General features: G+C 73.0%; 14 protein-coding genes and 1 riboswitch. Of the genes, 4 read left to right on the top strand and 10 right to left on the bottom strand.

The annotated features are described in order from the left end of the window. Positions 1-65 precede the first annotated feature (65 nt). Together nagA and AC1Q49_RS15190 are read right to left on the bottom strand one after the other, a co-directional pair. On the bottom strand, positions 66-1202 hold the full coding sequence (gene nagA, locus AC1Q49_RS15185; protein ID WP_492493172.1) for an N-acetylglucosamine-6-phosphate deacetylase: 1137 nt from the start codon (positions 1200-1202) through the stop codon (positions 66-68). After that, positions 1199-2809: a beta-N-acetylhexosaminidase gene (locus AC1Q49_RS15190; RefSeq protein WP_492493174.1), complete on the bottom strand. Its 1611-nt coding sequence runs from the start codon at positions 2807-2809 to the stop codon at positions 1199-1201. The genes nagA and AC1Q49_RS15190 overlap by 4 nt, the downstream gene beginning before the upstream one ends. 121 nt (positions 2810-2930) lie before the next feature. Next, a riboswitch (ZMP/ZTP riboswitch) is annotated at positions 2931-3014 on the top strand. A gap of 66 nt (positions 3015-3080) precedes the next feature. On the opposite strand from AC1Q49_RS15190, the gene glyA reads away from it, so the two are divergent. Then, a complete protein-coding gene (glyA, locus tag AC1Q49_RS15195) occupies positions 3081-4355 on the top strand; it encodes a serine hydroxymethyltransferase (protein WP_492493176.1) in 1275 nt (424 codons plus the stop codon). Positions 4356-4475: 120 nt separating this feature from the next. Continuing rightward, positions 4476-5360 carry a bifunctional methylenetetrahydrofolate dehydrogenase/methenyltetrahydrofolate cyclohydrolase gene (locus AC1Q49_RS15200; protein WP_060960407.1) on the top strand — a complete coding sequence of 295 codons (885 nt, stop codon included), beginning with the start codon at positions 4476-4478 and terminating at the stop codon, positions 5358-5360. A 36-nt stretch (positions 5361-5396) separates the two neighbouring features. On the opposite strand, the gene AC1Q49_RS15205 is transcribed toward AC1Q49_RS15200, so the two are convergent. Beyond that, positions 5397-6239 (bottom strand): cytochrome c oxidase assembly protein, encoded by an 843-nt coding sequence (locus tag AC1Q49_RS15205; protein WP_231735159.1) that lies wholly within the window; start codon positions 6237-6239, stop codon positions 5397-5399. Between the two features lie 151 nt (positions 6240-6390). Between AC1Q49_RS15205 and AC1Q49_RS15210 the strand changes: the two genes are divergently transcribed. Both AC1Q49_RS15210 and AC1Q49_RS15215 read left to right on the top strand, forming a co-directional pair. Further along, on the top strand, positions 6391-7341 hold the full coding sequence (locus AC1Q49_RS15210) for an EamA family transporter (RefSeq protein ID WP_492493179.1): 951 nt from the start codon (positions 6391-6393) through the stop codon (positions 7339-7341). Then, positions 7322-8005: a GntR family transcriptional regulator gene (locus tag AC1Q49_RS15215; protein ID WP_492493181.1), complete on the top strand. Its 684-nt coding sequence runs from the start codon at positions 7322-7324 to the stop codon at positions 8003-8005. Before AC1Q49_RS15210 ends, AC1Q49_RS15215 begins: the two co-directional genes overlap by 20 nt. Positions 8006-8042: 37 nt before the next feature. On the opposite strand, the gene AC1Q49_RS15220 is transcribed toward AC1Q49_RS15215, so the two are convergent. From AC1Q49_RS15220 to AC1Q49_RS15250, 7 genes are all read right to left on the bottom strand, one after another. Further along, the gene (locus AC1Q49_RS15220; RefSeq protein WP_060960408.1) at positions 8043-8801 is read right to left on the bottom strand and encodes an amino acid ABC transporter ATP-binding protein; all 759 of its coding nucleotides are present in this window, start codon (positions 8799-8801) and stop codon (positions 8043-8045) included. After that, positions 8798-9655, bottom strand: a complete 858-nt coding sequence (locus AC1Q49_RS15225) for an amino acid ABC transporter permease (RefSeq protein WP_101306785.1) — start codon at positions 9653-9655, stop codon at positions 8798-8800. The genes AC1Q49_RS15220 and AC1Q49_RS15225 overlap by 4 nt, the downstream gene beginning before the upstream one ends. Before the next feature lie 22 nt (positions 9656-9677). Beyond that, positions 9678-10532 (bottom strand): ABC transporter substrate-binding protein, encoded by an 855-nt coding sequence (locus AC1Q49_RS15230; RefSeq protein WP_061781836.1) that lies wholly within the window; start codon positions 10530-10532, stop codon positions 9678-9680. A gap of 117 nt (positions 10533-10649) precedes the next feature. Beyond that, positions 10650-11093 carry a hypothetical protein gene (locus tag AC1Q49_RS15235; protein WP_492493184.1) on the bottom strand — a complete coding sequence of 148 codons (444 nt, stop codon included), beginning with the start codon at positions 11091-11093 and terminating at the stop codon, positions 10650-10652. Between the two features lie 12 nt (positions 11094-11105). Further along, the gene (locus AC1Q49_RS15240; RefSeq protein WP_492493186.1) at positions 11106-11795 is read right to left on the bottom strand and encodes an NAD(P)H-dependent oxidoreductase; all 690 of its coding nucleotides are present in this window, start codon (positions 11793-11795) and stop codon (positions 11106-11108) included. Next, complete coding sequence (locus tag AC1Q49_RS15245; protein ID WP_492493188.1) at positions 11792-12244, bottom strand: MarR family winged helix-turn-helix transcriptional regulator; 453 nt, start codon at positions 12242-12244, stop codon at positions 11792-11794. Before AC1Q49_RS15245 ends, AC1Q49_RS15240 begins: the two co-directional genes overlap by 4 nt. Positions 12245-12296: 52 nt before the next feature. Next, complete coding sequence (locus AC1Q49_RS15250; protein WP_492493190.1) at positions 12297-13094, bottom strand: transglutaminase-like domain-containing protein; 798 nt, start codon at positions 13092-13094, stop codon at positions 12297-12299. Positions 13095-13152 lie beyond the last annotated feature (58 nt).

The raw sequence follows: 13152 nt of genomic DNA on the forward strand, positions 1-13152 counted from the left end.
CGTCCGCCCCGCTTCTCGTCGAGAGCTTCGTCGACGGTGCCGGTTCGGGTGGGGCGCCGGCGGGGTCAGACGGGGATGCCGTCGACCCACACCGACCGCACCGTCAACCGCTCATCGAGCAGCACGGCGTCGGCGGGGCGGCCCACGGCGAGCGAACCGAACCGGTCCGCGACGCCGACGGCCCGCGCCGGGACGTGCGTGAGCGCGCCGACCGCGGTGGCCAGCGGGACACCTGCGCGCACCGCGAGGCGCAGGGCGGCATCCTGGGTGAGGGTCGATCCCGCGATCGCACCGCCGACGTCGAGACGCGCGGTGCCGTCGGTCACCGTGACGGCGAGTCCGCCCAGCGTGTAGTGGCCGTCGGCGGCGCCGGCGGCGGCCATCGCATCGGTGATGAGGGCGATGCGACCGGGCGCCTGCGTGAACGCGAGCGCCACGACATCCGGATGCACGTGCACCCCGTCCGCGATGATCTCCAGCGTGACGCGCTCGTTGCGGAGGGCTGCGACGACGGGTCCGGGCTCGCGGTGGTGGATGCCGGGCATGGCGTTGAACGCGTGCGTCAGGATCGTCGCGCCCGCGTCGAAGGCGGCGAACGCCTCGTCCTCCGTCGCGTTCGTGTGCCCGACGGCGACCGCGACACCCGCCGCGGCGAACTGCGACACGGCGGCGAGCCCGCCGGGAAGCTCGGGGGCGAGCGTCACCTGCCGGACGGTGCCGCGCCCGGCATCGATGAGGCGTGCGACGGCCGCGGCATCCGGCGGACGCAGCAGGCCCGGGGTGTGGGCGCCCTTGTGGCCGACGTCGAGGAACGGCCCCTCGAGGTGCGAGCCGAGGATCGTCGCGTCGGCCGCGGCGAGCCCGGCGACGACGGCGACCCGCGCGGCGAGGTCGTCGAGGGATGCCGTGACGAGTGACACCACGGCGCGGGTCGTGCCGTGGGCGCGGTGCAGCGCGCGGGCCGTGGCGATCGCCTCGGCGCCGTCGTCGAACGACGCGCCGCCGCCGCCGTGTCCGTGGATGTCGATGAATCCGGGCGTGAGCACGCCGCCCGCGCAGTCGATGACACGGTCCGCCGCGACCGCGCGCCACCCGTCGCCCGTGCCGCGGTCGCGGACGCGTCCGTCGGCGAACGCGATCCAGGCGTCGTCGGTGGCGGCGCCCCCGTCGACGAGCCGGACGGCGCGGATCACCGTCGTCATGCCGTCCTCCCGTCGGCCGCCTCGCTGAGCGGTCCTTCGCCGCGGCCGGCATCGCGGGCCGGTGCGGCCGCGACGGGCATCCAGTCGATCTCGGGCGAGGCGGTGAAGCGGATGCCGAGCGCCGCCCACAGGGGACCGAGTCCGCCGACGCGGGTGCGGAACGACTCCCAGGATCGCAGGGGCGTCGTCCCGAGGGCGGGCGACCACGCCGCCTCCGCGGCGGCGGCGATGCGCGGGAAGGCGAGGGCGTCCATGTCGTCGGCCGTGCGGGCGGTCTCGCCCCACAGCGGCGCCTCGACGCCGAGGATGTCGTCGTCGCCGATGCCGTCGACGACGCGGGCGGGGTCCCAGTCGTAGGCGCGATGGACGGTGGTCACGCCGCGCGCCCAGGTGAGGCCGAGCGGCGAGTCGGGGTCGAACTTCATGTCGAGGTAGATCGCGTCGGCGGGCGAGAGGATCACCTGTCCGCCGCGCCGGACGAACCCGCGGGTCTTCTCGTCCATGCCGTCGGTGGGAGACACGAAACCCCAGTACTGCCCGATCGTGCCCGCGGCGAGGGTGGGGGAGGCCCCCGCCTCGTGCCAGGCGATGGGGGTCTTGCCGGCGTCGAGCACGAGGCGCGAGGTGCGCTCGATGTAGTGGGCGTAGTCCTCGGCATCCGTCCCGAGCGCCTCGTCGCCGCCGATGTGCAGGTAGGGCCCGGGCGTGAGGGCCGCCAGCTCGGTGAGGACGTCGGCGAGGAAGGCGTAGGTCCGCTCGTCGCGGATGCGCAGCGACGAGAACCCCACCCCGATGCCCTCGTACGGGGTGCCGCTGACGGGCAGTGCGCTGCCGTCCGCCTGCGCGAGCTCCTCCAGTTCGGCGCTCAGCACCGGCTCCTCGCACAGCTCGGGGTAGGCGAGCGAGACCGCGTGCGTGTGGCTCGGGCCGTCGATCTCCGGCACCACGATCATGTGACGGGCGGCGGCGTACGCGACGATGGCGCGGTAGTCGTCGTGCGTGTAGAAGCCCCCGGCGTCACCGCCGACCGCTGTCGTCGCCGCCTTCTGGGTGAGCAGCGGTCGGGACTCCAGCTGCAGCCGCCAGCCCTGGTCGTCGGTCAGGTGCAGGTGCAGCGCGTTGAACTTCAGACCCGCCGCCCGGTCGATGTATCCGCACACGGTCTCGACGTCGAGGAAGTGGCGGGCGACGTCGAGCATCACCCCGCGATAGGCGAATCGGGGGGCGTCGTCGATCTCCATCGCCGCGACATGCGCACCCGCGGGCCCGACCGAGATCGCCTGCACGAGCGTCTGCACGCCGTAGAAGAGGCCCGCGGCGTCGGCGCCGACCACCTCGACGGCGCTCTCGCCGCTGCGCAGCCGGTACGACTCCGCGGGCCCGTCGTGGCCGAGCGCCAGGCGGATGCTGCGACCCGACGCGACGCCGGCGGCCGCCGTGGAGGTCAGCGGGATGCCGGTGCGCACCTCGATCAGCCGGCGCAGCGCGGCGGCGGGCGCGGCGGCCTCCGTCTCGGCGAGGATCGCGACGTCGCTCGTGAGCAGGAAGGGGGCGCTGTCGGCGACGACGAGCCGCCCGGGGGCGGGGACGAGGGCGGGCTGCGACACGGTCTCTCCATTCTGCGCGGGTGTCGGGACCGAGACCAGGGGCGATGTGCTCTGTAAGGAGCCCTAACAAATCCGGCGGGGCCAGCTTAGCCGTGTGCCCGGGTCGCCGCATCCGATATGCTCGCATTGTCGCGACTGGCGTTGAGGTGGGTCACCATCGGGGAGCGACGATCACGGCAATCGACCGCACGCCTGGGCCGGCCTTCGTTTGATACAGCGGCGTGCGCGCAGCGCACACCGGCATCCACCCGACGAATGGCAGGAGACCGTCATGACCGATCCCTACTTCAACGCCCCGCTCGCCGAGGTCGACCCCGAGATCGCGCAGGTCCTCGAGCGTGAGCTCGAGCGTCAGCGCGGCTACCTCGAGATGATCGCCTCGGAGAACTTCGTCCCCGTCTCCGTGCTGCAGTCGCAGGGCTCGGTGCTGACGAACAAGTACGCCGAGGGCTACCCCGGCCGTCGCTACTACGGCGGCTGCGAGGAGGTCGACGTCGCCGAGGAGCTCGCCATCCAGCGCGCCAAGGCCCTGTTCGGCGCCGAGTTCGCGAACGTCCAGCCGCACTCGGGCGCCTCCGCCAACGCGGCCGTGCTGCACGCGATCGCGCGCCCCGGCGACACCCTGCTGGGCCTCTCGCTCGACCACGGCGGTCACCTGACGCACGGCATGAAGATCAACTTCTCCGGCCGGCTCTACAACATCGTCGCCTACGGCGTCGACCCCGAGACCTCGACGATCGACATGGACGAGGTCGAGCGCCTCGCCGTCGAGCACCAGCCGAAGGTCATCATCGCCGGCTGGTCGGCCTACCCGCGCCAGCTCGACTTCGCCCGCTTCCGCGCCATCGCCGACAAGGTGGGCGCGCTGCTGTGGGTCGACATGGCGCACTTCGCCGGTCTCGTCGCCGCGGGTCTGCACCCGTCGCCGGTGCCGCACGCGCACGTCGTGAGCTCGACGGTGCACAAGACGATCGGCGGCCCCCGCTCGGGCTTCATCCTCACCAACGACGCCGATCTCGCGAAGAAGATCAACTCGGCCGTCTTCCCGGGCCAGCAGGGCGGCCCGCTCATGCACGTCATCGCCGCGAAGGCGACCGCGTTCAAGCTCGCCGCGACCCCGGAGTTCAAGGAGCGCCAGGAGCGCGTCGTGCGCGGTGCGGCGATCCTCGCCGAGCGTCTGTCGCAGCAGGACGTGAAGGATGCCGGGATCTCGGTGCGCTCCGGCGGCACCGACGTGCACCTGGTGCTCGTCGACCTCCGCGACGCCGCGATCGACGGCAAGCAGGCCGAAGACCTGCTGCACGAGATCCACATCACCGTCAACCGCAACGCGGTGCCCAACGACCCGCGTCCGCCGATGGTGACGTCGGGTCTGCGCATCGGCACCCCGGCGCTCGCGACCCGCGGCTTCGGCGACGCCGAGTTCACCGAGGTCGCCGACGTCATCGCGCTGGCGCTGCTTCCGGAGGCCGACGTCGAGGCCCTGCGCACCCGCGTGGCCGCGCTGACCGCCGCGTTCCCGCTGTACCCCGGCCTCGCCCAGTAACGGCTCGCCATTGCGGCATCCCCTGTCCGCGAGACACCACCTTCGCACCGAGACACCGTCTGCCGACGTGTGTCTCGGTGCGGGAGTGGTTTCTCGCGGGACGATTTCTGAGGAGAGAACATGACGGCACAGAAACTCGACGGGCGGGCGACCGCCGCGGCGATCAAGGCGGAGCTGGCCGAGCGGGTCGCGAAGCTGAAGGCGCTGGGCGTGACCCCCGGCATCGCGACGGTGCTCGTGGGCGCCGACCCGGCATCCCAGCTGTACGTGGGGATGAAGCACCGCGAGTCCGAGGCGATCGGCATGAACTCGATCCAGGTCGAGCTGCCCGCCGAGGCCACACAGGAGGAGGTCGAAGCCGAGATCGACCGCCTCAACGCCGACCCGACCTGCCACGGCTACATCGTCCAGCTCCCGCTGCCGCGACACCTCGACACCGATCGCATCCTCGAGCGGATCGACCCCGCGAAGGATGCCGACGGCCTGCACCCGACGAACCTCGGCAAGCTCGTGCTCAACGTCAACGACGAGATCACCTCGCCGCTGCCGTGCACGCCGCGCGCGGTGATCGAGCTGCTGGAGCGCAACGGGTTCGCCCTCGCCGGCACGCACGTCGTGGTCGTCGGCCGTGGGGTCACCATCGGCCGCTCGATCGGGCTGCTGCTCACGCGGCGCGCGGTCAACGCGACGGTCACGCTCACCCACACGGGAACCCGCGACCTGCCCTCCTACCTGCGACAGGCCGACGTGATCGTCGGCGCCGCGGGGGTCAAGCACCTCGTGCGCCCGGAGGACGTGAAGCCCGGTGCCGCCGTGCTCGACGTCGGCGTCACCCGCGAGAGCGACCCCGAGACCGGCAAGGCGAAGGTCTACGGCGACATCGCCCCGGGCGTCGAGGACGTTGCGGGCTGGCTCTCGCCGAACCCCGGCGGGGTGGGTCCGATGACCGTGGCGCTGCTCATGACGAACGTCGTCGAGGCCGCGGAGCGCGCCGTCTCGGCCTGAGCGAGCGGGCTCCGGCCGCAACGCCCGGCGCGACGGTCAGGCGTCGGCCGTGCGGTCTCCGCGCAGGTGCGCCTGCACGAGCGCGTCGTGCTCCTCGTCGGTGAGGGCGTCGAAGCCGGCCGCCTCGACGCGGTCGCGGCGCCCCCAGCGCACGAGCAGGATGATGAGGATCGGCACGTCGGCGACCTCGGCGATGAACCACAACAGGTCGCCGGCGAGATGTTGATCGTGCAGCGGATTCGGCCACCAGCCCGCGCCGGTGGCGGCCGCGACGCCGTCGACGACGGTGTCGTTGAGGCGCAGCAGGATGCCGGGGATCGAGTCGATCACGAGCTCGACGAAGGCCAGGAGGAACTCGACCGCCAGGAAGGTGCTGGTGTGGATGCCGGTGAGCGCCATGAGCGGCACCACCAGCAGCAGCCCGATGACGAGGGCGACGACGCCGATCGCCTCGCCGATCACCGGCGAGGTGCGCAGGATGCCGGCGAGCGGGGTGAGGAAGACGCAGAACACGACCGCGACGAACAGCGTCGCGAACATCGCGTTGCCGAGCACGCGGAACACGCGGCCGTCGAGGATCGCATCCAGGCGTCGGCGTCCGTCGGCGGAGAGCCCGGCGCGCAGCAGATCGAGCGGCCGGCCCAGCGAGACGAGCCCCGGCACGGCCATCAGCAGCAGCGCGATGCGCGCGACGAATGCCCAGCGGAGCTCGGCCGACCACGTGCCGAGGAAGCCGAGCTCGATGACGGCGTACGAGCCCAGGCCGAGCGTGAAGAAGAGCACGGCACGGTGGGCGGGCCAGGCGACGCCGCGCCGCGCCGCGCGGCGCATCCCGAGGGCGTAGACCAGCGCCGCGCCGACCAGCACCGCGATCGTCACGGGGTCGGCGCGCCAAGTGGTGAGAAGGGCATCGAGGGGAGGCGTGCGGCCAGCGTAGGTCGCATGCCTATGCGTCGGCGGTGAGCGTGCGCCGCGCCTGGTTGGTTTCCCCTCGCGTCACCAGGCGCAAGATTGTGTAACAATATGCCCCATGTCCCGCTCGCTCTCGGTCGTCGCCGTCCTCGTGGCCGCGCTCTGCTTCGCGACGACCGGCACCGCCCGCGCCCTCGCCGACGTGGATGCCGACGCCGTCTCGATCGGCGCGGCGCGCGTGCTCATCGGCGGCGGGCTGCTCGGCCTGATCGCCCTCGCCCGGCGCCGGAGGTTCCGCGCCGACGCGCCGCCCGCCGCTCTCGCCCCGTCCGGCACGGGGAGGCGGATGCCGAGCATCGTCATCGTGCTCGTGGGCGCAGCCGGCGTGCTGGCCTACCAGCCCACGTTCTTCACCGGCACGGGGCTCAACGGCGTCGCCGTCGGCACGGTCGTGGCCCTGGGGTCGGCGCCCGTCGTCACCGGCGTGCTCGACGCGCTCGTGCGTCGTCGACGCCCCGGCATCCGTTGGCTGATCGCGACGACCGTCGCCGTGCTCGGTCTCGTGCTGGTCTCGGGGGTGTTCTCGGGTGGGGCGGCGGGCGTTGCCGCGATCACGCCCGTCGGTGTCGCGGCCTCCGTGGGGGCGGGGGCCTCCTACGCGCTGTACGCGATCGCGAGCAAGCTGCTGCTCGATCGCGGCTGGACGGCGCCGGCCGCGATGGGCGCCGTCTTCGGCTCCGCCGCCGTGCTCAGCCTGCCCGTGCTGCTGTCGACGGCGACCGCGTGGCTTGCGACCACCGCCGGGATCGCCCTGGCGCTCTGGCTCGGCGTGGTCACGGTCACCGTCGCCTACCTGCTGTTCGGCGCGGGCCTTCGCCGGCTCAGCCCGGCCACGGTGTCGACCCTGACCCTCGCCGAGCCGCTCGGCGCGACGGTGCTGGGGCTCCTCGTGCTCCACGAGCAGCTGGCACCGGCGTCGATCGCCGGGCTCGTCGTCATCGCCGTGGGCCTGGCGATCGTCGCCGTTCCCGTGCGCGAACGGGGGTCGCGTGTCTCCGCGGCGGCGTGAGCCGGCGTCGCGTCCGACCGCCGACACACGGCTGGCCGACGCCCTGCGCGCGGAGATCCTCTCGGGCGCGGCGGCGCCCGGATCGCCGCTGCGCGAAGAGGAGATCGCCCGCACCCACGACGTGTCGCGTCACACCGTGCGGGCGGCGCTGGCGACCCTCGGCGCGGAGCGGCTCGTGCAGATCGTCCCCTACGCGGGGGCGCGGGTCTCGGCGCTCGACGACGACGAGCTCGTCGGGCTGCAGCAGCTGCGGGCGGCCCTGGAGTCCGAGGCGGTGCGGATGATCTCCGCCGCCCACGGCGCCCGATGGCCGGCGGAGGTGCGTGCGCCGATCGACGCGGCCATCGACGAGCTCGCGGATGCCGAGGCGCGCGCCGACTGGCCCGCGACGATCCGCGCCCACGCCGCCGTGCATCGGGCCGTCGTCGCGGCGTCGGGAAGCCCGCGGATCGTGCACACCCACGCCGCGCTCGAGTCCGAGGTGCTCCTCCTGCTCACGCACGTGCGTCCGCACTACGGTGCCGGCGCGCTGGCCGCCGAGCACCGCGCGTACGTCGACGAGATCCGCCGGGGCGGCGGCGCGGCCGTCCGCGCCCACCTCGACCACTCGACGCAGCTGATCCGCGCCGCCCGGGCCGCCGCGGCCGCCGCGGCATCCCGCTGAGGCGCCGCCGACGCGGCCGAGGGGGATCGCCCGCCGCTCAGCCGGAGAAGCGGGAGAGGAACGCCCGGGTGCGCGGGTGCTGCGGGGCGGCGAAGACGGATGCCGCGGCGCCCTCCTCCACGATGACGCCGTCGTCGAGGAAGACCACCCGGTCGGCGACGTCGCGGGCGAAGGCCATCTCGTGGGTCGCCATGAGGATCGTCGTCCCCTCCGCGGCGAGCGCGCGCACGAGTTCGAGCACCTCGCCGACGAGCTCCGGATCGAGAGCCGAGGTGATCTCGTCGAGCAGGAGCACCTCGGGATCGGTCGCGATGGCGCGCACGATGGCGGCGCGCTGCTGCTGGCCGCCGGAGAGGCGGTCGGGGTGGGCCTTCGCGAAGTCGGCGAGGCCGACGCGGGCGAGCAGGTCGCGCGCGCGGTCCTCGGCCTGCGCCCGCGGCATCCGGTGCACGACGCGCGACGCGAGGGTCACGTTGTCGAGCACGGACAGGTGCGGGAAGAGGTTGTAGCTCTGGAACACGGCGCCCAGTCGCGCCCGCACGCGGTTGCCGTCGACGCGCGGGTCGGAGATGTCCTGCGCGCCCAGCCAGATGCGTCCGTCGTCGATGGGCTCGAGCAGGCCCAGGCAGCGCAGCAGCGTGGACTTTCCCGACCCCGAGGCGCCGATGAGGGCGACCACCTCGTGCGCCGACAGCGACACCGAGACGCCGCGCAGCACGTCGCGGTCGCCGAACGACTTCCACAGGTCGTCGGCGCGCAGCACGGGCGCGCCGGGGCGGTCGGCGGGGCCGGTCACAGGATCGATCCCTGCTGCTCGCGCTCGCGCAGCCGCGCCGTGTACCAGTCGGTGAGACGGATCGTCGGGATCGCCAGCAGGATGAACAGGATGCCGGCGACGACGTACGGCGTGAAGTTGTAGCTCAGCGATGCCGCCGACCGGGCGGCGGCGATGGCGTCGATCGCCCCGAGGATGGAGATGAGGCCCACGTCCTTCTGCATGGAGATGAAGTCGTTCATCAGCGCCGGGGTGACCTTGCGCACCGCCTGGGGGAGCACGACACGGCGGAGGGTCTGCACGTAGCCGAGCCCGAGCGCCCGCGCCGCGAGGCGCTGCGAGGGGTGGACGGCCTCGATGCCGGCACGCAGCACCTCGGCGACGTACGACGAGTAGGTGAGCGTGACCGCGACGACGCCGAGCACGACCACCGGGATCCGTGTGTTCATGATCGTCGGCACGCCGAAGCCGATGAGGTAGAGCACGATGATGAACGGCAGCCCGCGGAACAGGTCGGTGTACCCGGCGGCCAGCACGCGCAGCGGGAAGAACACCGGGCCGCGGACGGTGCGCAGCACGGCGATGACCAGCGCCACCGCCGACACCGTGACCAGCGAGATGCCGAGCACCTGCAGGTTGATGAGGAACCCGTCCCAGATCTTGGGCAACGACTGCAGGGCGATCTGCGGATCGAAGAACGCGCGCTGCACGCTCGCCCAGCCGGGCGTGTCGATGACGGTGGCCCAGACGATCGCGGCGAACACGAGGCTCGAGGCGACCGCGACGAGCACCGACCGGCGCTCGCGGCCGCGCCGGAACGCGCGCCGCTCGAGCTCGAGCGCGCTCGGCGCGCGGGTGGTCGAGTGACTGGTCACAGAGCGACGTTACCCGAGCCGGTCACTGCAGCTGGGGCACACCCTCGGTCAGCACCGACAGCCACGTCTTCTTCAGCTCGTCGAGGGTGCCGTTCTCACGCAGCGTGTCGACGGCCGCGCTCACCTTCGCGGTGAGCGGCGAGTCCTTGGCCAGCAGCAGTCCCCACTGGTCGGGGATGCCGGCGGCGGGCAGCTCGCCCACGACGAACGAGTTCTCGATGTAGGGCGCGTTGACGGCGACGTAGGCCGTGGGGGTGTCCAGGACGATCGCGTCGATCTGCCCCGCCTTGAGGGCGGCCACCGCATCCTCGTTGGAGTTGTAGAGCGAGGGTGCCGTGGCCGGGGCGATCGCCTTCTCGAGGGTGGCGGCGCTCGTCGAGCCGGTCATCGCGCCGATCGCGAGCGCCTTGAGGCCCGCGATGTCGGTGATCCCCTGCGCCTTCCCGCCCTTGAGCGCCACGACCGACTGGCTGGCCTCGTAGTACGGCGTGGAGAAGTCGACCGCCTGCTTGCGCTCGTCGGTGATCGTGTACTGCTGGATGTTGATGTCGAAGTTCTTCGGCCCCGGGGCGATGGCCGACTCGAAAGAGGTGCGCACCCACACGACGTCCTCCTTGGCGAAGCCGAGCTGCTCCGCCACGGCGTAGGCGACGGCGGCCTCGAAGCCCTTGCCCGAGGCGGGGTCGTCGTCGTACACGTAGGGCTCGTACGCCGTCTCGCCCGTGGCGACGGTGAGCTTGCCGGGCGTGATGTAGCCGGCATCCGCGTCCGCCGAGCCCGAAGCGGTGCCGCCCGTGCCGCCGGCGCAGCCGGCGAGGACGAGGGCGAGGGCCGCCGCGGTGGCGGCGAGGGCGGTGCGCAGGATGGGACGCGTCATGGAGACCTCCGGGTGGGATGGGCGGCACGCGGGATGCTGTGCGCGGATGCCGCGACCTCCATCTTCGCCGGACCCGCGTGCGGGGGCGGCGTCGGGCGACGCTTTGTTACGAGGTCTTCACTCTTTGCGACCGAGGCGTTCGGCGGCGCGGTCGTAGTACCGGCCGGCGCGCGCCTCGATCCTCTCGTCGATCTTCGCGTACACCAGCCAGCCGATCGCGATGATGATCGGCGGCAGCACGGCGGCCCAGAACCAGCTTCCGCCGGCGTCGACCCGGGTCAGCAGGAGGGTGATGACCCAGACGATGGCCGCGACCGCCAGCACGATCGCGCCCTGGACGAGGGCCTCGCCCGCGCGGGTGCGCTCGGAGGCGGATCGTGCGGCCGCCGAACGGAACCCCTTCTCGGCGATCGGCTTGACGACGATCTCGGCCAGGGAGAGCACGACCGACGCCCAGATCGCGGCGACGCCGACGCGCGCGGGGGTCAGCAGGCCGATGAGCAGCAGCACGACGAGGTTGAACACGTACAGCGACGCGAACCGGACGATCCAGGCCTTCATCCCGTCAGCGTGTCACGTCTGCGACGAGTTGGCGAGTTCGCTATCCGCCGCAGCGACGCCCGCGGTCGCCGCGCGCGGTGCCCGCCGGCGCGACGCGGCGTCGGTCCGCCCGTGGTCGGCGACGCGGTCGATCCAGCCGCGCCGTGCCGTGTCGTCGCTGAAGCGGACGGGGGTGAAGCGGGAGATGCCGACGGTACGCACGCCGCAGTACCCGAGCGTCGCCCGCGTGAGGGAGGCCTCCGCGGCCCCGCGGTACACCAGCCGGTTCCAGAAGCGCGGCGAGTCCATCGTCATGACGATGCGCGCGGTCCTCCCCGCGAGGAGGCGCTCGGACAGCGCCGAGCGCTCGCGATAGCGGAAGGTCGCGCCGGAGAGGAAGACGCGGTCGATGAAGGCCTTCAGTGCCGCGGGGGTCGTTCCCCACCACTGCGGGTGGAAGATCACGAGGTGGTCGGCCCAGAACACGTCGTCGAGGTAGCGGGCGACGTCCGCGTCCAGCGCCAGGTCGTCGGGGCGGTCGGCGCGCGGGGCGCGCAGCTGGTCGCGCGAGCGCGGGTGGTCGGGGATGGGATCGTGTGCGAGGTCGATGACGCGGACCTCGGCGCCCGCGGCGCGCGCCGCGTCGACGTAGGAGCCGGCGAGGGCGTGGGTGAGGGTGTCGGGCAGGGGAGTGCCGACGATGACGAGCAGACGGCGGTTCATGTGGTGCGACCTTTCGCGATGACGATCTCGGTGAGGATGCTGAGGTGGGCGTTGAGGCCGGCGGGCTCGATGCCGGCGGGGGAGCGCGCGGGGTCGAGACGGGGGTCGGCGAGCATCTCGGTGAACGCCGCCTCGAGCTCTCCGCCCGCGACGCGCACCAGCTCCGCCCCGCGGGCGGTGAGGGCGAGCACGACGCGCCGGCCGTCGCCGGGCGTGGCCGTGATCCAGCCGTCGGCGACGAGAGCGGGCACGCGCTTGCTGACGGCGGCCTTCGTCACCCGCAGGCAGTGGGCGAGGCCCGTGATGTCGATGGGGGCGCGCTCGGCGAGGGTGGCGAGCACCTCGAAGAGGTTGAAGCTCACCCCGTGCCGCTCGCGCAGCCAGGCGTCCGCGAACAGGTCGAGCTCGCCCACGAGCTCGTGGAGGGTGACGGTGATGCGGTCGGCCATACAGCGAGTCAACCAGTTGACATGGTGACGTGTCAACTGGTTGACTCGGGGGTCACTGCAGACGGACGAGACGGTCGAGGTCGTCGCCGGGCAGGACGTCGGCGGTGGCCGTGACCCGCACGTCGACGAGGTCGGCGCGGCCGCTCAACACGTTGAGGAACGCCGTGTCGGCGGCATCCCGCCCCGTCGCGATGCGCACGAGCGTGTCTCGCGGCGCCAGGGTGGTGGCGTCGACGATGCGCCACGCCCCGTCGATCCAGGCCTCCGTGACCGCGTGGAAGTCCATGGGGTCCAGACCGGGTGCGTAGACCGCGACGAGCCGTGCGGGGATGCCGCGGGCGCGCAGCAGGGCGACGCACAGGTGGCTGTAGTCGCGGCACACGCCCTGGCGGGCGAGCAGCGTGCGGGTGGCGCCGTCGGTGGGCAGGCTCGATCCGCTCACGTACGACAACTCCGTGCCCACCCACGACGACACCGCGAGCAGCAGCGCGGCGGGATCGTCGATGCCGGCGAACTCCGCCCCCGCGGTGGGCGCGAGCGCGTCGGACTCGGCGTAGCGGCTGGGGCGGCCGTAGACCAGCAGCTCGGTCTCGTCGGCGGCCAGCGGCGCGGCCGTGCCGTCGATCGTCGCCCCGTAGTCGAGCCGGAGCGTTCCGGTCGGGGCGTGCATGCGGTGCAGGCGTCCGCCGTGCGCGTCGGCGAGCTCCCGCACCGGCACGGGGGCGCCGTCGACGCTGACGCTCAGCGCCTCGGATGCCGGGGCGTACGCCGCGGACACGGCGACCGCGAACACGAGGTCGGCGGGCTCGGTGACGCTCAGCTCGATGTGTGCGGTGACGGTCCTCTGCATGGCCCCAGCCTCGCACGCGCCGGGGGCGGGTGCGCGGGGGTTGACATCGCCGCGGGGC

This window comes from Microbacterium sp. MPR-TSA4 (genome assembly GCF_058792815.1).